The sequence below is a fragment of the Lelliottia sp. genome (assembly GCF_045627565.1).
GTDB lineage: Bacteria > Pseudomonadota > Gammaproteobacteria > Enterobacterales > Enterobacteriaceae > Enterobacter.
In genome coordinates, this window is sequence record NZ_JAZQNX010000039.1 from 12,223 (window position 1) to 34,267 (window position 22,045).

The following is a 22,045-nucleotide window of genomic DNA, read 5'->3' on the forward strand; positions in this document are numbered from 1 at the left end:
TCCAGCCATCATAATTCCTAATTAATAACAACACGTTATTATCAGTGATTGACACGATATATTTTAAATTGTATAAATCCCACCCGTTAAAATGAGTTTCATTATCATTAAAATCCCCTGACCTGCTAATAAACAATCAATTGATGAAGGATAGCGTTTTATGAAAAAGGTCCTCAGCGCCTTAGGCCTGGTATTCGCTTCGGTTAGCTGTGCATATGCAACCACTTATCCTCTGACTATTGAGAATTGCGGGTACACCCAAACCTTCACCAAAGCCCCTGAGCGCGTTGTCGCGCTGGGTCAGAATACCGTCGAAATTTTGCTGCTGTTGGGCCTGCAGGATAAGATCGCTGCCAGCGCTTTTTGGCCAACCAAAGTGCTGCCGGAACTGGCAGAGAAAAATGCCAAAATCAAACTGCTGACGGTCGAAATCCCGACACTTGAGTCTGTTCTCGCCCAGAATCCTGATTTTGTTCCGGCACAGTTGCCGTTATTGCTGGGCCCTGAAAGCAAAGTGGCGAAACGAGAAGATCTCGCGACCGTTGGCGTTAATAGCTATGTTTCACCCGGCATGTGCGCCACCAAAAAGGACGTGGGTGACATGTACGGTAGTCGTCAAAAACTCTGGGACATGACGTTCCTGTACCAGGAAATTGAAGATTTCGCTAAAATTTTCAACGTTGAAGCGCGCGGTCAGGCGGTATTTGCCGATTTCAAAAAACGCGAAGCCGATCTGCGTGCCGAATTTGGTAAAAACAAAAAAGACCTTTCATTTGTCTTCTGGTTCTCCAGCGCCTCCCCTTCTGCAGACGCCTACGTGGGCGGCAAAAATGGCGCATCCGGCTTTATCGCGAATGTGCTGGGCGGACACAACGCCATTACCTCTGAAACCGAATGGCCAACCGTGGGCTGGGAAAGCATCATCGCAGCAAACCCTGACGTCATCGTCGTCTCAAACCTCGATCGTAACCGTTGGGTTCTGGATAACGCGGAAGAAAAAATCAAATTCCTGAAAAGCGATCCGGCTGTCAGTCAGCTTGATGCCGTCAAAAAAGGCCATATCGTGGTGATGGACGGTCAGGCCATGAACCCCACTATCCGCACCATTTACGGCGCAGAACAGGTTGGCGAACAGCTTAGAAAGATGGGGCTGAACTAATGAGTTCAGCCGTTCAACAGGCACGGCAGGGGGTGTTTCTTGGCACCTCCTGCATCCTTTCTATTGCCGTGCTTATTCTGGTGATCGCCATTGGCGTCAGCGTGGGTGAGCTATCGATCCCGCTGCAAACCGTGTTCTATGCGATCGGCAATAAAATGGGATTCACCGATGTGCCGCTGAATCGCATTTTTGAGAGTGTGATTTGGGACTTCCGCCTGAGCCGTGCGCTGGTTGCGGCCTGCTGCGGTGCGGGACTGGCCATTTGCGGAGCGGTACTCCAGAGCCTGTTGAAAAATGCGCTCGCAGAACCCTATGTTCTTGGGGTCTCCGCGGGGGCCTCCACGGGCGCAGTGTCTGTTGTGGTATTAGGTATCGGAACGGGCGCCGTTTCGCTCTCCGCAGGTGCGTTCGCCGGTGCCTTTGCTGCCTTTGTGTTTGTCGCGTTCCTGACGAATGGCGCGCGTGGCGGTAACGAGCGTACTATCCTGGCGGGTGTTGCCGCCTCGCAGCTGTTTAATGCCATCACCGCCTACACCATCAGTACCTCCGCCAGCGCTCAGCAGGCCCGTGATGTGATGTTCTGGCTGCTGGGCAGTTTTAGCGGCGTCAGATGGCCTGAGCTCCAGCTGGTGCTGATTGTGGTACTGACCGGCCTGGCTATCTGCCTTTACTATTCCCGTGCGCTGGATGCCTTTACGTTTGGCGATGATGCCGCAGCGTCCCTTGGGATCGCCGTCCCTTGGGTGCGTTTGATTCTGTTCACCGTCACTGCGCTGATTACCGCAACCATTGTCAGCATGGCGGGCTCTATTGGATTTGTCGGTCTGGTCGTTCCGCATGTGATGCGCTATTTCTTTGGCCCGCTGCATCGCACGCTGCTTATCGCCAGTGCCCTGGCGGGTGCCATCCTGATGGTGCTTGCCGATATTGCGTCTCGTCTGCTGATTGCACCGCAAAGCCTGCCGGTCGGCGTGGTCACCGCCCTGGTTGGCGTGCCGTTCTTTGCCCTTATTATCTATCGTTCAAGGAATAAGTGATGAGCATCACTGCCGAAAATATTACCTGGAAGGTGGGTAAAAAAGTTATCGTCAACAATGTCTCACTGACGGTTTCTCGTGGGCAAACGGTTGGGCTACTTGGGCCAAACGGTTCAGGTAAATCCTCTTTGCTGCGCGTTCTGGCAGGCTTGCGTCGGCCCCATTCGGGCTGTGTCACGCTGGACGATAAAAACATCAGCCAGATCGCTAAAAAACAGCTGGCACGTCGGGTGGCTTTTGTTGAACAGCACGGCATGACAGAAGCGAATATGCGCGTTCGCGACGTAGTGAAACTCGGGCGAATCCCCCATCATTCGCCTTTTTCGAACTGGGGTGCGCAGGACGATGAAACCGTCACTGCTGCGCTGGAACGTGTGGATATGCTCAAAAAGAGCGAGCAAGGCTGGCAAAGTTTATCCGGCGGTGAACGCCAGCGCGTGCACATTGCCCGCGCGCTTGCGCAGACGCCAACTGAGATCCTGCTCGATGAACCCACGAACCATCTGGATATTCATCATCAAATACAGCTGATGAAACTCATCAGCGAATTACCCGTCACCAGCATTGTGGCCATCCACGATCTCAACCATGCGTCGATGTTCTGCGACGCACTCATCGTGATGCAAAATGGGGAAATTGTTGCATCGGGCACACCCGATGAGATCCTGACTGAAACGCTGTTGTGGGATGTCTTTCGGGTCGAAACGAAAATTGAAATTTCACCGTTTCATGGCAAAAAACACATCCACTACATCGCTTAACGCCGGGTAATCCGCATGTCTTTATCTCTCTTTCGGCCAGCAAAAGTCTGGCCGCCTGTTTTACTGGGCAGCCAGTTTGTTTTCAACATCGGTTTTTATGCCGTCGTTCCCTTTCTTGCGATCTTTTTGCGCGAAGACATGATGCTCTCTGGCGGGCTGATTGGGCTGATCCTGGGGCTGCGGACCTTTTCCCAGCAAGGGATGTTTATCGTCGGCGGTGCGCTTTCAGACCGATTTGGCGCACGTATCGTGATCCTGTCCGGCTGCCTTATTCGCGTGTCGGGTTATTTGCTGCTGGCGTTTGGGCAATCGCTTTGGCCGATTATATTGGGAGCCTGTCTGACCGGAATTGGCGGGGCGCTGTTTTCCCCCTCCATTGAAGCATTGCTGGCGAAAGCCGGAACACAAAGCGAGGCGCGGGGCAAACGCAGTCGCGCGGAGTGGTTTGCCCTGTTTGCCGTGTGTGGTGAACTGGGGGCCGTGCTTGGGCCGGTTGTCGGGGCACTCATGACAGGGCTTGGTTTCCGCCAGGTCGCACTGGCTGGTGCAGGTGTTTTTGTCGTGGCGTTGATCGTCCTGTTTTTCGCGTTGCCTTCAGCTCCAGCTAAAAAGCAGACGCTTGAAATGACACCCTGGTGGACCACCTTTCGTCAGCCGCGATTTGTCGCTTTCATTATCGCCTACAGCTCATGGTTACTGAGTTACAACCAACTTTATCTGGCGCTGCCCGTGGAAATTCAACGTGCAGGCGGGAGCGAAAAAGATCTGGGACCGCTGTTTATGCTGGCCTCAATATTGATTATTGCTTTTCAACTGCCGCTGGCACGTTTTGCGCGTCGTGTGGGCCCCACCAGGATCCTTCCGTTTGGGTTCATCGTCGTCTCAGCCTCCTTTGTCAGCGTCGCCCTTTTCGCGGCAACCGTCCCGCCTGCGGGGTGGCTCCGACTTGCGCCGTCCGCCTGTTTTGTCACGCTGTTAACGCTGGGGCAGATGCTGCTGGTGCCTGCCGCCAAAGATCTGATCCCCTGGTTTGCTGATGAGACAACGCTTGGCGCACATTATGGCGCACTGGCAACGGCCGGGGGTTGCACTGTGCTGGCGGGGAATTTCCTTTTCGGCGGTCAACTCGATCATGCTTTAGTGCCATCGAAAGAAGCGATTTTTCCCTGGTTGCAGTTAGCCTTTTTCCCGCTGTGCAGCGCGATAGCGATGGTGATCATTTGTCGCCCGATGCAAGGGGCGCGTGGTCGTAAAGTTTAAGACTTGTTTTTGGGGCGGCATTTCTCGGGCAGTTCCGGCACCGGGCGGCGGTCGTCTATCAAATGACGAATAGTGAGGATCGGGTGACGCCACAACATGCGTGGCCCGGCCCAGTGCATAACCTGTTTCATCTCTTCACGTTTTGCAGGTTGGTAGCAGTGGACAGGACACTGCTTACAGGCTGGTTTCTCTTCTCCAAATACGCATTTATCCAGCCGTTTATCTGCATACGCGTTCAAAACCTGATAATGCCCAGGGTCGCGAGATGCCTGAGGGCACTGTGTTTCGTAGAGCGCGATCATTTTGCTGATCGTCTCTTTTTCACGAGAGATACGTTTTCCTGACATGACAGATTATCCGTTAATAATGTGCATAAATAATACATCTTTAAACTCAGCTTTTCAGCCTGATTTCATTTGTTGCATTTCATTTTCTGAAGGCAGCTTCCAGTTATAGATTTGTGCCCTTACAAAATTACTGGCATTTTATACAGGTATTTTCATTCCCTTTTCGCCTGCTGTTAATGGAGCCTGTATGTCAGATATCACGATCACCCCGTCTCAACGCCATCTCAAAGTGGGCTACTTCAGAAAGCGCCATGAAGATCGTAATACCAAAATTCCAAAGCGCTACAGCGTTCACGCGGCACTGAGCCTAAAAGGCGACTGGCTCGAAAAAGCAGGGTTTAAAACAAATTCACAGGTCAGAGTGAGAGTCGAGCACGGAAAATTACTCATTGAGTTGATGGAAGAAGACACAGCATAAAGTCTCGACATTTTGCTGCCCCCTGTCATTTGTTCATGCGACAATAGAGGTAACTAACGGCCAGCAGGTCGCACAAAACGCAATACTTTCAATGAAATGGATATCTTAACTCCATGAGCACAATCGAAAATTTGACCGCGCATACGCCAATGATGCAGCAGTATCTGAAACTCAAAGCTCAGCATCCTGAAATCCTGCTTTTTTATCGTATGGGGGATTTTTACGAGCTTTTCTATGACGATGCAAAACGCGCGTCACAGCTGCTCGACATCTCGCTGACTAAGCGTGGCGCATCGGCGGGTGAACCGATTCCGATGGCGGGTATTCCGCATCATGCTGTAGAAAACTACCTGGCGAAGCTCGTCAATCAAGGTGAGTCCGTCGCAATTTGCGAACAAATTGGCGATCCGGCCACGTCAAAAGGCCCAGTGGAACGCAAAGTGGTTCGCATCGTCACACCCGGCACTATCAGTGACGAAGCGCTGTTGCAGGAGCGTCAGGATAACCTGCTCGCCGCGATCTGGCAGGACAGCAAAGGCTACGGTTATGCCACGCTGGATATCAGCTCCGGTCGTTTTCGCTTGAGTGAACCCGCCGATCGCGAAACCATGGCGGCGGAATTACAACGCACCAATCCAGCCGAACTGCTGTACGCCGAAGATTTTGCGGAGATGGCACTGATTGATGGCCGTCGAGGCCTGCGTCGCCGTCCGTTATGGGAATTTGAAATTGATACCGCACGCCAACAGTTAAACCTGCAGTTTGGTACGCGGGATCTGGTTGGCTTTGGCGTTGAGAATGCGCCGCGTGGTCTGTGCGCCGCAGGCTGTCTGTTGCAGTACGTAAAAGATACGCAGCGCACTACCCTGCCCCATATCCGATCGATTACGATGGAACGCCAGCAGGACAGCATCATCATGGATGCGGCCACACGTCGTAATCTCGAAATCACGCAGAATCTCGCCGGTGGCGTGGAAAACACCCTCGCCGCCGTGCTCGACAGTACCGTGACACCAATGGGAAGCCGGATGCTCAAGCGCTGGCTGCATATGCCCGTGCGTGACACAAATGTGCTGGTCAGTCGCCAGCAAACCATCGGTGCGTTACAGGATCGCTTTACAGAGCTCCAACCTGTTCTGCGCCAGGTAGGCGATTTAGAACGTATTCTTGCCCGTCTCGCGTTGCGCACCGCGCGCCCACGCGATCTGGCCCGCATGCGTCATGCCTTCCAGCAGCTTCCCACGTTACGTGCGCAGCTGGCTGAAGTGAACAGCGCTCCCGTGCAAAAACTGCGCGAAACGATGGGTGAATTCACCGAGCTGTGCGAATTACTGGAACGCGCGGTCGTGGAAGCTCCCCCGGTTCTGGTTCGCGATGGCGGCGTCATTGCTCCTGGCTATCACGAGGAACTCGATGAATGGCGTGCTCTGGCTGATGGTGCAACGGATTATCTCGATAAGCTGGAAATCCGCGAGCGTGAGCGTTTGGGGCTTGATACGTTGAAAGTGGGCTACAATGCCATCCACGGCTATTACATTCAAATCAGCCGTGGTCAGAGCCACCATGCACCCATTCACTATGTCCGTCGGCAGACCCTCAAGAACGCCGAGCGTTACATCATTCCTGAACTGAAAGAGTATGAGGACAAAGTTCTCACCTCCAAAGGGAAAGCGCTGGCGCTTGAAAAACAGCTTTATGAAGAGCTGTTCGATATGCTGATGCCGCACCTTGCTGATTTACAGGCGAGCGCAAGTGCGTTGGCTGAGCTGGATGTACTGATAAACCTGGCAGAACGCGCCGACACGCTAAATTACGCCTGCCCGACGTTTATTGATAAACCCGGCATTCGTATTACTGAGGGGCGTCATCCCGTTGTCGAGCAGGTATTACGCGAACCCTTTATTGCCAACCCGCTCAATCTTTCTCCGCAACGCCGTATGCTGATTATTACCGGTCCGAACATGGGCGGTAAAAGTACGTATATGCGACAAACTGCCTTGATTGCCCTGCTAGCCTACATTGGTAGCTACGTTCCCGCGCAGAAAGTGGAAATCGGTCCTATCGATCGTATCTTCACCCGCGTGGGTGCTGCGGACGATCTGGCAAGCGGCCGCTCAACGTTTATGGTCGAAATGACTGAGACAGCAAATATTCTGCATAACGCGACAGAAAACAGTCTGGTGCTGATGGATGAGATTGGTCGCGGGACATCAACCTATGATGGACTTTCTCTGGCGTGGGCTTGCGCCGAAAGTCTGGCGAATAAGATCAAAGCGCTGACCCTTTTTGCGACGCATTATTTCGAGCTAACGCAGCTACCCGAGAAAATGGAAGGTGTGGCGAACGTGCATCTGGATGCGCTGGAGCACGGTGACACCATCGCGTTCATGCATACGGTTCAGGATGGCGCTGCAAGCAAGAGTTACGGCCTTGCCGTTGCTGCACTGGCAGGTGTGCCAAAAGAAGTGATTAAACGTGCACGTCAGAAACTGCGTGAACTGGAAAGCTTATCGCCAAATGCGGCTGCGACTCAGGTGGATGGCTCGCAAATGTCGTTGCTGATGCCAGCGGAAGAGACATCTCCTGCGATGGAAGCGCTCGAAAATCTCGATCCGGATTCCCTGACACCGCGTCAGGCGCTGGAGTGGATTTATCGTTTGAAAAGTCTGGTGTAAACCAAAAAACCCTCTTCCTGATAAGGGAAGAGGGGCTGTATTAGCGATGAAAATCGGACAGTAGCGGCGGTATAGCAGGGACCTGCGGAGCGTCATCAATATCTTTCTGCGTCATACGAAACGCTTCAGGATAGTGTTCGCGGCTGATGCGGCGCAGCGGTTCAGTATCGCGCCAGGTATACAGACACTGCTGACACTGGTAAACCGTCCAGACATCTTTTACCGGCGACGTCGCCATCACTTCAATATGTTCATCGGCACAACGTGGACAAATCATTTCTTCTTCCTTATTGGCGTGCGGCCAGCATCGCAGTCAGTTTTTCAGCCCAGGCTTTGGTTTCAGGTAAATCCTGAACCGGCTGGCTGTAGTGACCACGGTTATCCGGCGCAACCGGAGTCGTGGCATCGATAATCATTTTGTCAGTGATTCCCGCCGGGCTGGAGCCAGGATCGAGTTCCAGCACGGACATATTCGGTAGCTGTACCAGATCACCTGCCGGATTGACCTTTGACGAAAGCGCCCACATCACCTGCGGAAGATTGAACGGGTCGACATCTTCATCAACCATGATCACCATCTTCACATAGCCCAAACCGTGCGGCGTGGTCATGGCACGCAACCCCACCGCGCGAGCAAAACCACCGTAGCGTTTTTTGGTAGAGATGATGGCCAGCAGCCCGTGGGTATACATCGCATTCACAGCCTGTACTTCCGGGAATTCTGCTTTCAGCTGTTGGTACAGCGGCACGCAAGTCGCCGGGCCCATCAGGTAGTCAATCTCCGTCCACGGCATCCCGAGATAGAGCGATTCAAAAATAGGTTTCGAGCGGTAAGAGACCTTATCAATACGCACGACGGTCATGTTACGCCCGCCGGAGTAGTGCCCGGTGAATTCACCAAACGGCCCTTCAATTTCACGCTTACGACTCTCAATAACCCCTTCAAGAATGACCTCTGAGCCCCACGGGACGTCGAAACCAGTAAGCGGTGCAGTCGCAATGGGGTACGGACTTTCACGAAGTGCGCCCGCCATTTCGTATTCTGACTGATCGTATTTGAGGGGCGTGGCCCCCATCAGGGTGATAATAGGATCGTTTCCGAGCGTGATCGCAATCGGCAAATCTTCGCCGCGCTCTTCCGCTTTATGCAGATGCAGCGCGATATCGTGCATTGGCACAGGCTGTAGGCCAAGCTTGCGTTTACCTTTCACCTCCATGCGGTAAATACCCACGTTTTGCTTGCCGAAATGATCCGGATCGAGCGGATCGCGTGAGACCACACAGGCTTTATCGAGATAAAAACCTCCATCGCCGTCGTTCAGACGGAACAGTGGCAAAATATCAAAAAGGTTAATCTCATCCCCATCGACAGTATTCTCAGCCCAGGCCGGATTCGCCCGGCGCTCTGGTGTCACCGGGAATTTATCCCATCGACGGATAAACTCATCAATCTGATTTTTGACTGGCGTGTTAGGCGGCAGCCCCAAAGAGATGGCGTGGTTTTGCCATGAACCAATGGTGTTCATCGTTACGCGAGCATCGGTAAACCCACGAATGTTGTCAAACCATAGCGCGGGTGCACCTTCGCCAATGCGTCCTGTCGCATTGGCCGCCGCGGCGAGATCGGGTTCTGCATTAACCTCTTCCTCTATTTTCAGCAGTTGCCCTTGCTCATCGAGCGCCTGCAAAAAGCTTCTCAAATCATCAAATGCCATCTTTATTCTCCTGTGAAAAATGCTTTGCCGCTTGCAGACCGTTCCAGCGACGCGCGCTTTTATGTTCCAGTCCAAACTGATCGAGTACCCGAGTCACAATGTGCTGAGTGATGTCATCGGCACTCTGCGGATGGTTGTAATACGCTGGCATTGGCGGCACCATCGCCACCCCCATGCGGGAAAGGGCCAACATATTTTCCAAATGAATAGTACTGAGGGGCGTTTCCCGTGGAACCAGAACCAGCTTTCGCCCCTCTTTTAACACCACGTCTGCGGCGCGACCTATCAACCCTTCGGCATAGCCCACGCGAATGCCAGCCAGTGTTTTCATACTGCATGGGATAACAATCATGCCGTCGGTACGAAACGAACCGGATGAGATCGTGGCAGCCTGGTCGGCTGGGCTATGCGTAAAATCAGCCAGAGAAGCGACCTCCTGAGCGGTATAGGGCGTCTCCAGTTCAATCGTGGTTTTGGCCCATTTCGACATCACCAGATGCGTTTCGACGTCAGGCATTTCCCGCAGCGCCTGAAGTAAAGCGACACCTAACGGCGCACCGGTTGCCCCGGTCATCCCAACAATCAGTCTCATTCATCGCCTCAATATATTTGTTCGCATACGAACGTTATAATTAAAATACGCTTCATAAATGCGTCTGACAAGATCGTTCGCATGCGATCACATTATTTGTCTGGGAAAGCCGCGTTAAATTTATTCGCAATAGCGGCTATCATAGGGGAAGAATTTTTATCCTGGAGAGTTCATGGAACTGAGACAAGAAGCGTTCCACCTGCTGCGTCAGCTTTTTCAACAACATACTGCGCACTGGCAGAATGCTCTGCCGGAATTAACAAAGCCACAATATGCCGTGCTGCGTTCTATTGACGAACATCCAGGGATTGAGCAGGTCGCGCTGACTGAAGTCGCTGTCAGCACCAAAGCTACACTGGCAGAGATGCTAAGCCGTATGGAGGGTCGTGGTCTGGTTAAGCGAGAGGCCGATCCGGCGGACAAACGCAGAAGATTTGTCTTTCTAACGCCTGAGGGTGAGAGTTTACTGGAACGCTGTAAACCAACAGGGAACAAGGTTGATGAAGCCTTTTTAGGCAAACTTAGCGCGGATGAGCGTACACAGTTTGCTGAATTGATTAAAAAAATGATGCAAGGCTAGCTTTCCTGCCCAATAAATTAATGGTGTTGGAAAGCGGGATTCACGGTGCAGTGATTGGCTACCGCGAATCAAAGACTCTGCTGGAAAATGCCAGTAAGGTGCGCTGGTCAGCGACGGTGCTCAATCGGGATGGCGTAAAATCAGGTAGCGCCAACCGCACAAAGCAGCGCTGACGTAGTGCATAAAAGAAAAAGGCCAGTCTTTCGACCGGCCTTTTTTTGATGAAAAGTGTCTTACTCACGGAACAGCGCTTCGATGTTCAGTCCTTGCCCCTGCAGAATTTCACGCAGGCGACGCAAACCTTCAACCTGAATCTGACGAACACGTTCACGCGTCAGGCCAATCTCACGGCCAACATCTTCCAGTGTCGCAGCTTCATACCCTAGCAGACCGAAACGACGTGCCAGTACTTCACGCTGTTTGGCGTTCAGTTCGAACAGCCATTTGACGATACTTTGTTTCATATCATCATCTTGCGTGGTGTCTTCCGGGCCGTTGTCTTTTTCATCGGCCAGGATGTCCAGCAGCGCTTTTTCGGAATCGCCACCCAGTGGGGTGTCGACTGAGGTAATGCGCTCATTGAGACGCAGCATACGGCTTACGTCATCAACCGGTTTATCGAGTTGCTCGGCAATCTCTTCTGCACTTGGCTCGTGGTCCAGTTTATGGGACAACTCGCGCGCAGTACGCAGGTAGACGTTCAACTCTTTGACGATGTGAATCGGCAAACGAATCGTACGGGTTTGGTTCATGATTGCCCGTTCGATGGTCTGACGAATCCACCAGGTTGCGTAAGTTGAGAACCGGAACCCACGTTCAGGGTCAAACTTCTCAACGGCGCGGATCAAGCCCAGGTTACCCTCTTCAATCAGATCCAGCAGTGCCAGACCACGATTGCTATAACGACGGGCAATTTTCACAACCAGGCGCAAGTTACTTTCAATCATGCGACGGCGTGAGGCAACATCTCCACGCAGTGCGCGACGCGCGAAATACACTTCTTCTTCGGCTGTTAGCAGTGGGGAATAACCAATCTCCCCAAGGTAAAGCTGAGTCGCGTCAAGCACACGCTGTGTGGCGCCCTGCGATAACAGCTCTTCTTCAGCTAAATCGTTATCACTGGGTTCCTCTTCAACTAAGACTTTCTCATCAAAAGACTCGGTTCCGTTCTCATCAAATTCCGCGTCTTCATTTAAATCATGAACTTTCAGCGTATTCTGACTCATAAGGTGGCTCCTACCCGTGATCCCTGAACGAGACATCCTGAAGCGGTATGCCCCGTCAAATTATCGCTGCGGCAAATACTGCAGCGGGTTTACGGATTTCCCCTTGTAACGAATTTCAAAATGCAAGCGTGTAGAACTGGTTCCGGTGCTACCCATGGTAGCAATTTTTTGCCCCGCCTTGATTTCTTGTTGCTCCCGGACCAGCATTGTATCGTTATGGGCGTAGGCACTCAGGTAATCATCGTTATGTTTTATGATAATAAGATTACCGTAACCGCGCAGAGCGTTACCGGCATATACAACGCGTCCATCTGCGGTCGCGGTGATAGCCTGTCCCTTAGTTCCTGCGATATCGATCCCTTTATTTCCCCCCTCGGAGGAAGAGAAGTTCTCGAATACTTTGCCGTCAGTTGGCCAGCGCCAGGTGGAGATAGGCGCACTGGAGGTCATACTGCTGGCAGTCGGTACGGTAGAGCTAACCACAGGTGCCGTAGTCGGTGCTGTGACGACAGTCGCAGACGCCTTATTATTCGGCAACATTTTGTTAGCACTCTGTTCACCTGAGTCCTCAGAATACGTAATTGTGGGTTGCGAAGCAACCACTGCGCTTGTATTTTGCGCAGGTTTAACGCTGTTATTTTGAGCGGTAACATCCGCTGCGGAAACAGAGTTGCCCGGCGTCAATGGCGTACCGGTCGCATTACCGACCTGAAGCGTTTGCCCAACTTCCAGACCATACGGGGCCTGCACGCTATTTCGCTGCGCCAGGTCACGGAAATCGTTCCCGGTGATCCACGCGATATAGAAAAGCGTATCTCCACGTTTAACGGTATAAGTGCTGCCGCCGGTATAGCTTCCTTTAGGAATGTTCCCATACTTACGGTTATAGACTATGCGGCCATTCTCGGTCTGCACAGATTGTTGCACTGGTTGAATCTGCGTTGGCTGCGCAGCAGGAAGCTGCATCGGCTGAATTGGCGGATTTTGTTGTGTTGTTGCAGTGCCCATTTTTGGTGGAGGGGTAATTAGCATTCCGCCGGACGAACTTCCGGAACCGCTGTTACCACCGACAGAGCTCACCGGAGCAGGGGCGTTATTTGAATTCGTACAACCCGCCAGCCAAAGCGAAACCAGAGACAATGCCGCAACACGGCTGATGGTGAATTTTGGGCTTCCCGCGCTCATTTATCCCCCAGGAATGTGTTAACTACCAGTGACTTAAAATTAACCGTAATCGCACAAACGGTTTGCGCCTCACCATACGCTGAATTTTCCTGAAAAACCCTGGAAAATTCCGAGTCTCAGGCCAGCTCTCCCTTCACGAGAGGCACAAAACGCACGGCTTCTACAGTATCGATGATAAACTCGCCATCCCGCCGACGAACACGCTTTAACAGCTGATGTTCATCGCCCACGGGTAACACGAGAATGCCGCCATTATCCAGCTGCGACAAGAGCGCAGCGGGGATTTCAAGCGGTGCTGCCGTCACGATAATAGCGTCAAACGGAGCGCGAGCCTGCCACCCCAGCCATCCGTCACCGTGACGTGTTGAAACATTATGTAAATCAAGCTGTTTAAGACGACGGCGCGCATGCCATTGCAAACCTTTGATTCGTTCAACAGAACAGACATGATGAACGAGATGCGCCAGAATCGCCGTCTGATAGCCCGATCCCGTTCCAATTTCGAGAACGCGAGACTCCGGTGTCAGCTCCAGTAATTCCGTCATGCGCGCGACCATATAGGGCTGAGAGATTGTCTGCCCTTGTCCTATGGGTAAGGCCACGTTTTCCCACGCTTTGTGTTCAAACGCCTCATCCACAAATTTCTCGCGCGGTACCTGCGCGATAGCCTCCAGCACACGCTCGTCGGCGATGCCCTGGGTGCGCAATTGATTCAGAAGTGCTTGTACACGTTGACTTACCATTGCGTGTTCACCCCGGCACGTTCAAGCCAGCCTGACACCACATCTTGCGCGTTGTACGCCGTTAAATCTACGTGCAACGGCGTGACGGACACATACCCTTCATCGACAGCCGCAAAATCGGTATCCGGGCCAGCGTCACATTTATCGCCAGGAGGACCGATCCAGTAAAGCGTATTGCCGCGCGGATCCTGCTGCGGAATCACCTGGTCAGCAGGATGTCGGCTGCCACAGCGCGTCACGCGAATGCCTTTGATTTCGTCAAGAGGCAGATCGGGAACGTTGATATTCAAAATACGCCCGGTGCGCAGCGGTTCACGGCTGAGTGCACGCAGAATCGAACAGGTTACCGCTGCGGCCGTATCGTAGTGCTGGTGCCCATTCAGCGAAACCGCCAGCGCAGGGAATCCCAAATGGCGGCCTTCCATCGCTGCGGCGACAGTCCCTGAGTAAATAACGTCGTCACCCAGATTTGGCCCCGCGTTAATCCCCGACACGACCACATCCGGCCCAGGACGCATTAGCGTATTGACGCCCAAAAACACGCAATCGGTCGGCGTGCCCATCTGCACGGCGATATCGCCATTCTCAAACGCAAACGTACGAAGTGACGATTCCAGCGTCAATGAATTGGACGCCCCGCTGCGGTTACGGTCAGGAGCAACAACCTGCACATCGGCAAACTCGCGCAGGTATTTCGCCAGCGTCTGAATGCCCGGCGCATGTATCCCATCATCGTTACTCAGCAATATTCGCATAATCACCCGAGGTGTTGATAAGTTCCCTGACAACGCTGGTGGCGAAGCTACCTGCCGGTAGCCAGAAGCGTAACTCGACGGTCACGTCGTCCCACCAGTTCCAGCTAAGCTTCTGCGGATAGAGCAGCATCGCACGGCGCGCCGCCTCAACTTTCTCCCGCATCAGCAATGATTGTAATTCTGGCGCATCCGCAATCGCCGCCTGTTCAGCCGTGAGCGCATCGCCCTGCGTGCCCCACTCTCCCGAGCCGGGCATCGCGGCGGTAATCATCAGCGTTTTATTATCGACGCGCGTCTGCACATCGGTCATTTCTTCCGCCGTGGCCACAAACCAACTGCCGCGTCCCGCTAATTGTAGCGCATCGCCGACAACAACTTGATTCGCGTCCGGTTTTTTCAGCCGTTCACTCACAATCTGATTAAACAACGCACTGCGGGCCGCAGACAACCAAAAACTGCGCTTATTCCTGTCACGCACCGGCGCATCGCTTTGCGCCCAGCGCAGCGCACCCAGCAAATTACTGCCGCCGATACCGAAACGCTGTGCGCCGAAGTAGTTCGGCACGCCCTGCTCCGCGATTGCGGCCAGGCGTTTTTCGACGTCGTCACGATCTGTCACGTCACGCAGAATCAAAGTGAAGGCATTGCCCTGGAGCGCGCCTAAACGCAGCTTGCGCTTATGCCGGGCATATTCCAGCACTTTACAGCCTTCAAGCTCAAATTGACTTAAATCAGGCATCACGTTGCCGGGAACGCGGGCGCAAAGCCACTGTTCCGTTACGGCGTGTTTGTCTTTCTGACCGGCAAAACTCACTTCGCGGGCGTGGATTTTAAGGAATTTCGCGAGCGCGTCGGCGACAAAACGGGTGTTACAGCCATTTTTCAAAATACGTACGAGGAGGTGTTCGCCTTCGCCGTCCGGCTCGAAACCTAAATCTTCCACCACCACGAAATCTTCGGGATTGGCTTTTAGCAGGCCAGCGCCCTGCGGTTTTCCGTGCAGCCAGGTCAGATTCTCAAACGCTGTCATTTGGCCGCCTTCACCAGCAGCGCAACCGCTTCGCAGGCGATGCCTTCACCGCGCCCGGTAAAGCCAAGTTTTTCAGTGGTGGTCGCTTTAACATTCACGTCGTCCATATGACAACCCAGATCTTCAGCAATAAACACGCGCATCTGCGGGATATGCGTCAGCATTTTTGGCGCCTGCGCAATAATGGTCACATCCACATTGCCGAGCGTGTAGCCCTTCGCCTGAATACGTCGCCAGGCTTCGCGCAACAGTTCGCGGCTATCCGCCCCTTTAAAGGCCGGATCGGTATCCGGGAACAGCTTGCCGATATCGCCCAGCGCCGCAGCACCCAGCAGGGCGTCGGTCAGGGCGTGAAGCGCCACATCGCCGTCGGAGTGTGCAAGCAACCCTTTTTCATAAGGAATGCGCACGCCGCCAATGATAATCGGGCCAACGCCGCCAAAGGCGTGTACGTCAAAACCGTGTCCAATTCGCATTATGCGTTCTCCTGATAGGTCATACGGGTAAGATAAAATTCCGCGAGCTGTAAATCTTCGGGGCGCGTCACTTTGATATTATCAGCGCGTCCTTCTACTAGCTCAGGATGGAAACCACAATATTCCAGCGCCGATGCTTCATCGGTGATGGTTGCGCCTTCATTGAGCGCACGGGTTAAGCAGTCATGGAGCAGTTCGCGAGGGAAAAATTGGGGCGTCAGCGCGTGCCAAAGATCAACGCGTTCAACGGTGTGAGCAATGTGATTCAGCCCCGGTTCCGCACGCTTCATGGTGTCGCGCACCGGCGCGGCCAGAATACCGCCCACAGCGCTTGTCTGGCTGATCGCCAGCAAACGTGCGAGATCGTCCGGATGTAAACACGGACGCGCGGCATCGTGAACCAGCACCCACGCGGCATTCCCGGCCGCCCGTATGCCTGCCAGCACCGAGTCGGCACGCTCTGTGCCACCGTCAACGACGGTAATTTGCGGATGATTCGCCAGCGGTAACGCGGCAAAACGGGCATCGCCCGGACTGATAGCGATAACGACGCGCGTCACCCGTGGATTCGCCAGCAGCGCCGCCACGGTATGCTCAAGGATCGTTTTATCACCGATTGAAAGGTATTGTTTAGGGCACTCTGTCTGCATGCGCCGACCAAAGCCAGCGGCCGGTACCACGGCGCATACATCCGAAAAAGTCACTGCCATGTCGTAATCCTGGGCCTGATTATCGATTATTTTGTGCTGAGCCCTGGTTGCGTTTAGACGCATCCGGCACCAGACGATAAAAGGTTTCGTCCGGTTTAGTCATACTGAGTTCGTTACGTGCACGTTCCTCAATCGCCTCTTGCCCGCCATTGAGGTCATCAATTTCGGCAAAAAGTTGATCGTTTCGCGCTTTAAGTTTTGCGTTCGTTGCCTGCTGTGCCGTCACGTCATCGTTGACGCGACCGTAGTCATGAAGACCATTCTTACCGAACCACAGCGAATACTGCAGCCAGACCAGCAAGGCCAGCAACAGCAGCGTTAGTTTACCCATCCTGCCCCCTGAAAAACGGCATCATCATCCCACAACTTTGCCCCTGACTCTACTCTGGGGCGACGGAGATGCCGCAACATCGCGGGCAAATGTACCACATTTTTGCCACGGATACGTAAGCACAACAAAGGCACATTATTCGTTACGATTTGAATTATGGCTGAACTTAACCCATCAGCCATAAAAACAGCAGACCGAAGATGGCGACAACCGCCACAATCGTAATCAGAGTGGTGTAAAGCAGTTTGCCATTGAGCAGAGAGTGCAGCGCAATGCCGACCACAACCGCAACGGGCATCAGCGCCAAAAAGAACGGCCAGGTGTAGAGGAAGAAAAACAGCGTGTTGCGGCCATAGATCAGGAACGGAATGCCGAGCGCCAGCAACCACGAGACGAAGCCGACCACGGCCCCAGGCAGTGACCAGGTCGTCTCGTCATTGGTCGATAGCGTTTCCGACCCGCTGATAATGTAATTCTGACTGTTGCGCATAACGAATCCTGTGGCCGATGACAATCGGATAGCTCACTATCCGATACCGTCTCAGGATCTGATAATATCGTCCTGGCGGAGCAGGTCTAATAATTGGCTTACTAAATTTGTTACCAATTGTTGACCATCCAGGTGAATCTCTGCCGATTCAGGCGCTTCGTAAACCGCATCAATCCCCGTGAAATTCTTCAGTTCTCCGGCACGCGCCTTTTTATACAACCCTTTCGGATCGCGCGTTTCGCAGATCGCCAGCGGCGTATCGACGAAAACTTCGATAAAACGATCGTGTCCGACGCGCTCGCGCACCATTTGACGTTCTGCGCGATGCGGCGAGATAAACGCCGTGAGCACCACCAGCCCCGCATCGGCCATCAGGCTCGCCACTTCACCGACGCGGCGAATATTCTCTTTGCGATCGTCATCGCTAAAACCCAAATCGCTGCACAGGCCATGACGCACGTTGTCGCCGTCCAGCAGATAGGTGCTAACGCCCTGCTGATGCAGGGCCTCTTCCAGCGCGCCCGCAACCGTCGATTTACCGGAGCCAGACAGCCCGGTAAACCACAGCACAACCCCACGGTGACCGTGGAGTTGTTCGCGCTGAGCGACAGTCACCGGATGAGGATGCCAGACGACGTTCTCATCATGCTGAGCCATCACTTGCCTCCCAGCAGATCGCGTGCGCCCCAGTGCGGGAAGTGCTTACGCACCAGGGCATTCAGCTCCAGCTCAAACGCGCTGAATTCTGACGGCGTCGCGTTGGCCTGCAGATGCGGTTCGTTCACCAGCCCTGCGCCCACAGTGACGTTGGTCAGTCTGTCGATAAAGATCAGACCACCGGTGACCGGGTTGTGCTGGTATTTATCGAGCACCAGCGGTTCGTCAAACGTGAAATCCACTAGCCCAATACCGTTCAGCGGTAACTCATCCGCTTTATGCTGCGCCAGACTGTTGATATCCACCTGATATTGAATACCGTCTACGCGTGCTCGTGTTTTCTTGCCCGCGATTTTAACGTCGTAGCTCTGGCCCGCGGTCAGCGGTTGCTCCGCCATCCACACCACGTCCAGCGACGCGCTTTGCACCGCAGGGACACTTTCCTCGGCATCCAGCAGCAGATCGCCACGGCTGATATCAATCTCATCTTTCAGCACCAGCGTCACCGCTTCACCCGCGCCCGCTTCCTGCAAGTCACCGTCAAAGGTGACAATACGGGTAATCGCCGATTCCACGCCCGACGGCAGGACTTTAACGCGCTGGCCGACCTTCACAGTGCCCGACGCGATCGTGCCGGAGAAACCCCTGAAATCAAGATTTGGACGGTTCACATATTGCACAGGGAAACGCATCGGCTGGTTTTCGACCACACGCTGAATTTCGACGGTTTCGAGCACTTCCAGCAGCGTTGGGCCGCTGTACCACGGCATATTGGCGCTCTGAGAAGCGACGTTATCCCCTTCCAGCGCCGAAAGCGGCACAAAGCGAATATCCAGATGACCTGGCAACTGCCCGGCAAACGTTAGGTAGCTTTGGCGGATCGCTTCGAAGGCGTCTTCGCTGAAGTTCACCAGATCCATTTTATTGACCGCAACGACCAGATGCTTGATCCCCAACAGCGTGGAGATAAAGCTGTGGCGACGCGTTTGATCCAGCACGCCTTTGCGTGCATCCATCAGCAGAATTGCCAGTTCACAGGTCGAGGCCCCGGTCGCCATGTTACGGGTGTACTGTTCGTGGCCTGGGGTATCGGCAATGATAAATTTGCGCTTCTCAGTGGAGAAATAACGATACGCCACATCAATGGTGATGCCCTGCTCGCGTTCCGCCTGCAGGCCGTCCACCAGCAAGGCCAGGTCGAGCTTTTCGCCCTGCGTACCGTGACGCTTGCTGTCGTTATGCAGCGAGGAGAGTTGGTCTTCGTAAATCTGACGGGTGTCATGCAGCAGACGACCAATCAGCGTGCTTTTGCCGTCATCGACGCTGCCGCAGGTCAGAAAACGCAGCAGGCTTTTGTGCTGCTGAGCGTGCAGATACGCTTCGACGCCGCCCTCATCAGCAATTTGTTGTGCAATCGTGGTGTTCATGGCGGCTCCTTAGAAATAACCCTGGCGTTTTTTCAGCTCCATTGAGCCGGCCTGATCGCGGTCAATGACGCGCCCCTGCCGCTCGCTGGTGGTGGAGACCAACATCTCTTCGATGATCTCCGGCAGCGTTTGCGCGTTTGATTCCACCGCGCCGGTCAGCGGCCAACAGCCGAGAGTACGGAAACGCACCATCTGATTTTTGATCTCTTCGCCAGGCTGCAAATCAATCCGATCGTCATCGATCATCATCAGCATGCCGTCGCGCTCCAGCACCGGACGCTCTGCCGCCAGATACAGCGGAACGATGTCGATATTTTCCAGATAGATGTACTGCCAGATATCCAGCTCGGTCCAGTTAGACAGCGGGAACACACGGATGCTTTCGCCTTTGTTAATCTGACCGTTGTAGTTATGCCACAGCTCAGGGCGCTGATTTTTCGGGTCCCAACGATGGAAGCGATCGCGGAAAGAATAAATACGCTCTTTAGCGCGGGATTTCTCTTCGTCGCGGCGCGCGCCGCCAAACGCAGCATCAAAACCGTATTTGTTCAGCGCCTGCTTTAGCCCTTCGGTTTTCATGATGTCGGTATGCTTACCGCTGCCGTGTACAAACGGGTTGATGCCCATCGCCACGCCTTCCGGGTTTTTATGCACCAGCAGTTCGCAGCCATAAGCTTTCGCGGTACGGTCGCGGAATTCGTACATCTCACGGAATTTCCAGCCGGTATCCACATGCAGCAGCGGGAACGGTAGCGTCCCCGGATAAAACGCTTTACGCGCCAAATGCAGCATCACGCTGGAGTCTTTCCCGATGGAATACATCATCACGGGATTGGAGAATTCGGCAGCCACCTCTCGGATGATATGAATGCTTTCTGCTTCGAGTTGCCGCAGGTGGGTAAGTCGTTTTTGGTCCATAACCGTTCCTTATTCTCCCGCCACATTCAGGGCGGGCATGGGGGCATTTTTGGCAAGATGTTCACGATATTGACGGTGTCGGTCGCAAGCTCCGGACAGGCTTTGATGCGGACAGACAGGGTGCGATGTGACAACTCACTCACAAACAGGAATAGTGGGACTATAGGGGGCGACTCAGGGTGAATGAAATTACGAATTGGAATGAGTAGTTACTCAATGGAATAACGACCTGGAAAAGCTAATATCAAAAAGTGCTTAACACGCGGAATTTCGGGCGTTTAAGAGCAAATGAAATTGTGTAAGCGCGATCACAGTTTCATACTAGGCGAGTTAAAATTAGCGCCGTTTTTTAAGGACTCACTATGTTTTCCGCAATGCGCCACCGTATCGCCGCCCTGGCGTTCGGCGTTTGCTTTATTCTTCCGGCTCACGCAACAGCTCACTCTTTCGGTGAAATCGCCTCAACGCAGGCGCGCCACATTGCCACCGTTTTTCCAGGAAGGATGACCGGCACGCCAGCAGAAATGCTCTCCGCTGATTATCTGCGCCAACAGTTTGCCGACATGGGCTACCAGAGCGATATTCGCGCCTTTCACAGCCGATACATTTATACCTCGCGCAACAACAGTAAAAACTGGCACAACGTGACCGGCAGTACGGTCATTGCTGCGCATGAAGGTAAGACGGCGCAGCAAATTATCATCATGGCGCACCTGGATACCTTCGCGCCGATGAGCGATGAGGATACCGATCATAATCTCGGCGGCCTGACGCTACAGGGAATGGACGATAACGCAGCGGGTTTGGGCGTTATGCTTGAGCTGGCTGAACGTCTGAAAAATACCCCGACGAAATACGGCATTCGCTTTGTCGCCACCAGCGGTGAAGAAGAGGGCAAACTCGGCGCGGAGAATCTGCTTAATCGCATGAGCACGGCTGAAAAGAAAAATACCCTGCTGGTGATTAATCTCGATAACCTGATCGTGGGCGACAAACTCTATTTCAACAGCGGCAAAACGACGCCAAACTCAGTACGCAAGCTCACGCGCGACCGCGCACTGGCGATTGCCCGGGGTCAGGGCATTCAGGCGGCGATAAATCCAGGGCGCAACCCGAATTATCCAAAAGGCGCGGGATGTTGTGCCGACGGTGAAATATTTGATAAAGCAGGTATTCCGGTGCTGTATGTCGAAGCGACCAACTGGTCTTTAGGCAACAAAGATGGGTATCAGCAGCGGGCTAAATCGAAAGCATTCCCGGACGGAACGAGCTGGCATGACGTGCGACTCGACAACCAGCAGCACATTGACACGGCGCTCCCGCAACGCATTGAGCGCCGCACTCGCGACGTGGTGAAAGTGATGCTACCGCTGGTCAAAGAGTTGGCAAAAGCGAATAAAGCGTAGTGCGGTCTGATGCCCTCACCCCGCCCCTCTCCCACAGGGAGAGGGAGAAAACAGCTGCTGCGATTCTCTCAACTGCGGGTAGGGCGAAAAAACAGCTCCGGGTGATTCGCTAAACCGGCAGGTGAGGCGAAAAAACAGCTCCGGGTG

At 53.7% G+C, this 22,045-nt stretch carries 25 protein-coding genes; 9 read left to right on the forward strand and 16 right to left on the reverse strand.

Annotation, left to right across the window (positions count from 1 at the left end):
- The first annotated feature begins 160 nt into the window (after nucleotides 1-160).
- The 4 genes from ACKI5T_RS18260 to ACKI5T_RS18275 are packed head-to-tail and all read left to right on the forward strand — an operon-like array spanning nucleotide 161 to nucleotide 4,217.
- Nucleotides 161-1,159: an ABC transporter substrate-binding protein gene (locus tag ACKI5T_RS18260; protein ID WP_407439274.1), complete on the forward strand. Its 999-nt coding sequence runs from the start codon at nucleotides 161-163 to the stop codon at nucleotides 1,157-1,159.
- Nucleotides 1,159-2,196, forward strand: coding sequence for a FecCD family ABC transporter permease (locus tag ACKI5T_RS18265; protein ID WP_407439276.1), 1,038 nt, complete (start codon nucleotides 1,159-1,161; stop codon nucleotides 2,194-2,196). Before ACKI5T_RS18260 ends, ACKI5T_RS18265 begins: the two co-directional genes overlap by 1 nt.
- Nucleotides 2,196-2,957, forward strand: coding sequence for an ABC transporter ATP-binding protein (locus tag ACKI5T_RS18270; protein ID WP_407439277.1), 762 nt, complete (start codon nucleotides 2,196-2,198; stop codon nucleotides 2,955-2,957). The genes ACKI5T_RS18265 and ACKI5T_RS18270 overlap by 1 nt, the downstream gene beginning before the upstream one ends.
- A 15-nt stretch (nucleotides 2,958-2,972) precedes the next feature.
- Nucleotides 2,973-4,217, forward strand: coding sequence for an MDR family MFS transporter (locus tag ACKI5T_RS18275; RefSeq protein WP_407439279.1), 1,245 nt, complete (start codon nucleotides 2,973-2,975; stop codon nucleotides 4,215-4,217).
- On the opposite strand, the gene ACKI5T_RS18280 is transcribed toward ACKI5T_RS18275, so the two are convergent.
- Entirely contained in the window at nucleotides 4,214-4,564 is a 351-nt protein-coding gene (locus ACKI5T_RS18280; RefSeq protein WP_407439280.1) for a nitrous oxide-stimulated promoter family protein, read from the reverse strand. The two genes, ACKI5T_RS18275 and ACKI5T_RS18280, sit on opposite strands and share 4 nt — an antisense overlap.
- 187 nt (nucleotides 4,565-4,751) lie before the next feature.
- On the opposite strand from ACKI5T_RS18280, the gene ACKI5T_RS18285 reads away from it, so the two are divergent.
- Nucleotides 4,752-4,982, forward strand: a complete 231-nt coding sequence (locus ACKI5T_RS18285) for a SymE family type I addiction module toxin (RefSeq protein WP_015960203.1) — start codon at nucleotides 4,752-4,754, stop codon at nucleotides 4,980-4,982.
- A 113-nt stretch (nucleotides 4,983-5,095) separates the two neighbouring features.
- Nucleotides 5,096-7,657: a DNA mismatch repair protein MutS gene (gene mutS, locus ACKI5T_RS18290; protein WP_407439281.1), complete on the forward strand. Its 2,562-nt coding sequence runs from the start codon at nucleotides 5,096-5,098 to the stop codon at nucleotides 7,655-7,657.
- Nucleotides 7,658-7,697: 40 nt separating this feature from the next.
- Here the strand turns inward: mutS and ACKI5T_RS18295 are convergent, their stop codons facing one another.
- The 3 genes from ACKI5T_RS18295 to ACKI5T_RS18305 are packed head-to-tail and all read right to left on the reverse strand — an operon-like array spanning nucleotide 7,698 to nucleotide 9,964.
- A complete protein-coding gene (locus ACKI5T_RS18295; protein ID WP_407439283.1) occupies nucleotides 7,698-7,934 on the reverse strand; it encodes a non-oxidative hydroxyarylic acid decarboxylases subunit D in 237 nt (78 codons plus the stop codon).
- A gap of 10 nt (nucleotides 7,935-7,944) precedes the next feature.
- On the reverse strand, nucleotides 7,945-9,372 hold the full coding sequence (locus tag ACKI5T_RS18300) for a non-oxidative hydroxyarylic acid decarboxylases subunit C (RefSeq protein ID WP_407439285.1): 1,428 nt from the start codon (nucleotides 9,370-9,372) through the stop codon (nucleotides 7,945-7,947).
- Nucleotides 9,362-9,964, reverse strand: a complete 603-nt coding sequence (locus tag ACKI5T_RS18305; protein ID WP_407439286.1) for a non-oxidative hydroxyarylic acid decarboxylases subunit B — start codon at nucleotides 9,962-9,964, stop codon at nucleotides 9,362-9,364. The genes ACKI5T_RS18300 and ACKI5T_RS18305 overlap by 11 nt, the downstream gene beginning before the upstream one ends.
- Before the next feature lie 172 nt (nucleotides 9,965-10,136).
- On the opposite strand from ACKI5T_RS18305, the gene ACKI5T_RS18310 reads away from it, so the two are divergent.
- Nucleotides 10,137-10,544, forward strand: a complete 408-nt coding sequence (locus ACKI5T_RS18310) for a MarR family winged helix-turn-helix transcriptional regulator (protein WP_407439288.1) — start codon at nucleotides 10,137-10,139, stop codon at nucleotides 10,542-10,544.
- A gap of 20 nt (nucleotides 10,545-10,564) precedes the next feature.
- Nucleotides 10,565-10,717 carry a hypothetical protein gene (locus tag ACKI5T_RS18315; protein WP_407439289.1) on the forward strand — a complete coding sequence of 51 codons (153 nt, stop codon included), beginning with the start codon at nucleotides 10,565-10,567 and terminating at the stop codon, nucleotides 10,715-10,717.
- A gap of 60 nt (nucleotides 10,718-10,777) precedes the next feature.
- Here the strand turns inward: ACKI5T_RS18315 and rpoS are convergent, their stop codons facing one another.
- The 12 genes from rpoS to cysD form a co-directional block, all read right to left on the reverse strand.
- Nucleotides 10,778-11,770: an RNA polymerase sigma factor RpoS gene (gene rpoS, locus ACKI5T_RS18320; RefSeq protein WP_015960205.1), complete on the reverse strand. Its 993-nt coding sequence runs from the start codon at nucleotides 11,768-11,770 to the stop codon at nucleotides 10,778-10,780.
- A 60-nt stretch (nucleotides 11,771-11,830) separates the two neighbouring features.
- On the reverse strand, nucleotides 11,831-12,955 hold the full coding sequence (nlpD, locus tag ACKI5T_RS18325; protein ID WP_407439291.1) for a murein hydrolase activator NlpD: 1,125 nt from the start codon (nucleotides 12,953-12,955) through the stop codon (nucleotides 11,831-11,833).
- A gap of 116 nt (nucleotides 12,956-13,071) precedes the next feature.
- Nucleotides 13,072-13,698, reverse strand: coding sequence for a protein-L-isoaspartate(D-aspartate) O-methyltransferase (locus ACKI5T_RS18330; RefSeq protein ID WP_015960207.1), 627 nt, complete (start codon nucleotides 13,696-13,698; stop codon nucleotides 13,072-13,074).
- Nucleotides 13,692-14,453 carry a 5'/3'-nucleotidase SurE gene (gene surE, locus ACKI5T_RS18335; protein WP_015960208.1) on the reverse strand — a complete coding sequence of 254 codons (762 nt, stop codon included), beginning with the start codon at nucleotides 14,451-14,453 and terminating at the stop codon, nucleotides 13,692-13,694. Before surE ends, ACKI5T_RS18330 begins: the two co-directional genes overlap by 7 nt.
- On the reverse strand, nucleotides 14,434-15,483 hold the full coding sequence (gene truD, locus ACKI5T_RS18340; protein WP_407439293.1) for a tRNA pseudouridine(13) synthase TruD: 1,050 nt from the start codon (nucleotides 15,481-15,483) through the stop codon (nucleotides 14,434-14,436). Before truD ends, surE begins: the two co-directional genes overlap by 20 nt.
- Nucleotides 15,480-15,959: a 2-C-methyl-D-erythritol 2,4-cyclodiphosphate synthase gene (gene ispF / locus ACKI5T_RS18345; protein ID WP_015960210.1), complete on the reverse strand. Its 480-nt coding sequence runs from the start codon at nucleotides 15,957-15,959 to the stop codon at nucleotides 15,480-15,482. The genes truD and ispF overlap by 4 nt, the downstream gene beginning before the upstream one ends.
- Nucleotides 15,959-16,669 carry a 2-C-methyl-D-erythritol 4-phosphate cytidylyltransferase gene (gene ispD, locus ACKI5T_RS18350; protein ID WP_407439295.1) on the reverse strand — a complete coding sequence of 237 codons (711 nt, stop codon included), beginning with the start codon at nucleotides 16,667-16,669 and terminating at the stop codon, nucleotides 15,959-15,961. The genes ispF and ispD overlap by 1 nt, the downstream gene beginning before the upstream one ends.
- 19 nt (nucleotides 16,670-16,688) lie before the next feature.
- Entirely contained in the window at nucleotides 16,689-17,000 is a 312-nt protein-coding gene (gene ftsB / locus ACKI5T_RS18355; RefSeq protein WP_015960212.1) for a cell division protein FtsB, read from the reverse strand.
- 166 nt (nucleotides 17,001-17,166) lie between these two features.
- On the reverse strand, nucleotides 17,167-17,490 hold the full coding sequence (locus ACKI5T_RS18360) for a DUF3561 family protein (protein ID WP_015960213.1): 324 nt from the start codon (nucleotides 17,488-17,490) through the stop codon (nucleotides 17,167-17,169).
- Between the two features lie 51 nt (nucleotides 17,491-17,541).
- Nucleotides 17,542-18,147 carry an adenylyl-sulfate kinase gene (cysC, locus tag ACKI5T_RS18365; RefSeq protein WP_407439298.1) on the reverse strand — a complete coding sequence of 202 codons (606 nt, stop codon included), beginning with the start codon at nucleotides 18,145-18,147 and terminating at the stop codon, nucleotides 17,542-17,544.
- A complete protein-coding gene (cysN, locus tag ACKI5T_RS18370; protein ID WP_407439300.1) occupies nucleotides 18,147-19,574 on the reverse strand; it encodes a sulfate adenylyltransferase subunit CysN in 1,428 nt (475 codons plus the stop codon). Before cysN ends, cysC begins: the two co-directional genes overlap by 1 nt.
- 9 nt (nucleotides 19,575-19,583) lie before the next feature.
- Nucleotides 19,584-20,492 (reverse strand): sulfate adenylyltransferase subunit CysD, encoded by a 909-nt coding sequence (gene cysD, locus ACKI5T_RS18375; protein ID WP_015960216.1) that lies wholly within the window; start codon nucleotides 20,490-20,492, stop codon nucleotides 19,584-19,586.
- 362 nt (nucleotides 20,493-20,854) lie between these two features.
- Between cysD and ACKI5T_RS18380 the strand changes: the two genes are divergently transcribed.
- Nucleotides 20,855-21,898 carry an aminopeptidase gene (locus ACKI5T_RS18380; RefSeq protein ID WP_407439301.1) on the forward strand — a complete coding sequence of 348 codons (1,044 nt, stop codon included), beginning with the start codon at nucleotides 20,855-20,857 and terminating at the stop codon, nucleotides 21,896-21,898.
- The last annotated feature ends 147 nt before the right edge of the window (nucleotides 21,899-22,045 follow it).

What these genes read in the sequence shown, in the direction of transcription:
- mutS (WP_407439281.1), top strand. Translation starts at nt 5,096, where the DNA reads ATGAGCACAATCGAAAATTTGACCGCGCATACGCCAATGATGCAGCAG.
- ACKI5T_RS18275 (WP_407439279.1), top strand. Translation starts at nt 2,973, where the DNA reads ATGTCTTTATCTCTCTTTCGGCCAGCAAAAGTCTGGCCGCCTGTTTTA.
- nlpD (WP_407439291.1), bottom strand. Translation starts at nt 12,955, where the DNA reads ATGAGCGCGGGAAGCCCAAAATTCACCATCAGCCGTGTTGCGGCATTG.
- ACKI5T_RS18270 (WP_407439277.1), top strand. Translation starts at nt 2,196, where the DNA reads ATGAGCATCACTGCCGAAAATATTACCTGGAAGGTGGGTAAAAAAGTT.
- ACKI5T_RS18265 (WP_407439276.1), top strand. Translation starts at nt 1,159, where the DNA reads ATGAGTTCAGCCGTTCAACAGGCACGGCAGGGGGTGTTTCTTGGCACC.
- rpoS (WP_015960205.1), bottom strand. Translation starts at nt 11,770, where the DNA reads ATGAGTCAGAATACGCTGAAAGTTCATGATTTAAATGAAGACGCGGAA.
- ACKI5T_RS18260 (WP_407439274.1), top strand. Translation starts at nt 161, where the DNA reads ATGAAAAAGGTCCTCAGCGCCTTAGGCCTGGTATTCGCTTCGGTTAGC.
- ACKI5T_RS18380 (WP_407439301.1), top strand. Translation starts at nt 20,855, where the DNA reads ATGTTTTCCGCAATGCGCCACCGTATCGCCGCCCTGGCGTTCGGCGTT.
- ACKI5T_RS18310 (WP_407439288.1), top strand. Translation starts at nt 10,137, where the DNA reads ATGGAACTGAGACAAGAAGCGTTCCACCTGCTGCGTCAGCTTTTTCAA.
- surE (WP_015960208.1), bottom strand. Translation starts at nt 14,453, where the DNA reads ATGCGAATATTGCTGAGTAACGATGATGGGATACATGCGCCGGGCATT.
- cysN (WP_407439300.1), bottom strand. Translation starts at nt 19,574, where the DNA reads ATGAACACCACGATTGCACAACAAATTGCTGATGAGGGCGGCGTCGAA.
- ACKI5T_RS18360 (WP_015960213.1), bottom strand. Translation starts at nt 17,490, where the DNA reads ATGCGCAACAGTCAGAATTACATTATCAGCGGGTCGGAAACGCTATCG.
- ispD (WP_407439295.1), bottom strand. Translation starts at nt 16,669, where the DNA reads ATGGCAGTGACTTTTTCGGATGTATGCGCCGTGGTACCGGCCGCTGGC.
- ACKI5T_RS18300 (WP_407439285.1), bottom strand. Translation starts at nt 9,372, where the DNA reads ATGGCATTTGATGATTTGAGAAGCTTTTTGCAGGCGCTCGATGAGCAA.
- cysD (WP_015960216.1), bottom strand. Translation starts at nt 20,492, where the DNA reads ATGGACCAAAAACGACTTACCCACCTGCGGCAACTCGAAGCAGAAAGC.
- ftsB (WP_015960212.1), bottom strand. Translation starts at nt 17,000, where the DNA reads ATGGGTAAACTAACGCTGCTGTTGCTGGCCTTGCTGGTCTGGCTGCAG.
- truD (WP_407439293.1), bottom strand. Translation starts at nt 15,483, where the DNA reads ATGACAGCGTTTGAGAATCTGACCTGGCTGCACGGAAAACCGCAGGGC.
- cysC (WP_407439298.1), bottom strand. Translation starts at nt 18,147, where the DNA reads ATGGCTCAGCATGATGAGAACGTCGTCTGGCATCCTCATCCGGTGACT.
- ACKI5T_RS18295 (WP_407439283.1), bottom strand. Translation starts at nt 7,934, where the DNA reads ATGATTTGTCCACGTTGTGCCGATGAACATATTGAAGTGATGGCGACG.
- ispF (WP_015960210.1), bottom strand. Translation starts at nt 15,959, where the DNA reads ATGCGAATTGGACACGGTTTTGACGTACACGCCTTTGGCGGCGTTGGC.
- ACKI5T_RS18285 (WP_015960203.1), top strand. Translation starts at nt 4,752, where the DNA reads ATGTCAGATATCACGATCACCCCGTCTCAACGCCATCTCAAAGTGGGC.
- ACKI5T_RS18330 (WP_015960207.1), bottom strand. Translation starts at nt 13,698, where the DNA reads ATGGTAAGTCAACGTGTACAAGCACTTCTGAATCAATTGCGCACCCAG.
- ACKI5T_RS18315 (WP_407439289.1), top strand. Translation starts at nt 10,565, where the DNA reads ATGGTGTTGGAAAGCGGGATTCACGGTGCAGTGATTGGCTACCGCGAA.
- ACKI5T_RS18280 (WP_407439280.1), bottom strand. Translation starts at nt 4,564, where the DNA reads ATGTCAGGAAAACGTATCTCTCGTGAAAAAGAGACGATCAGCAAAATG.
- ACKI5T_RS18305 (WP_407439286.1), bottom strand. Translation starts at nt 9,964, where the DNA reads ATGAGACTGATTGTTGGGATGACCGGGGCAACCGGTGCGCCGTTAGGT.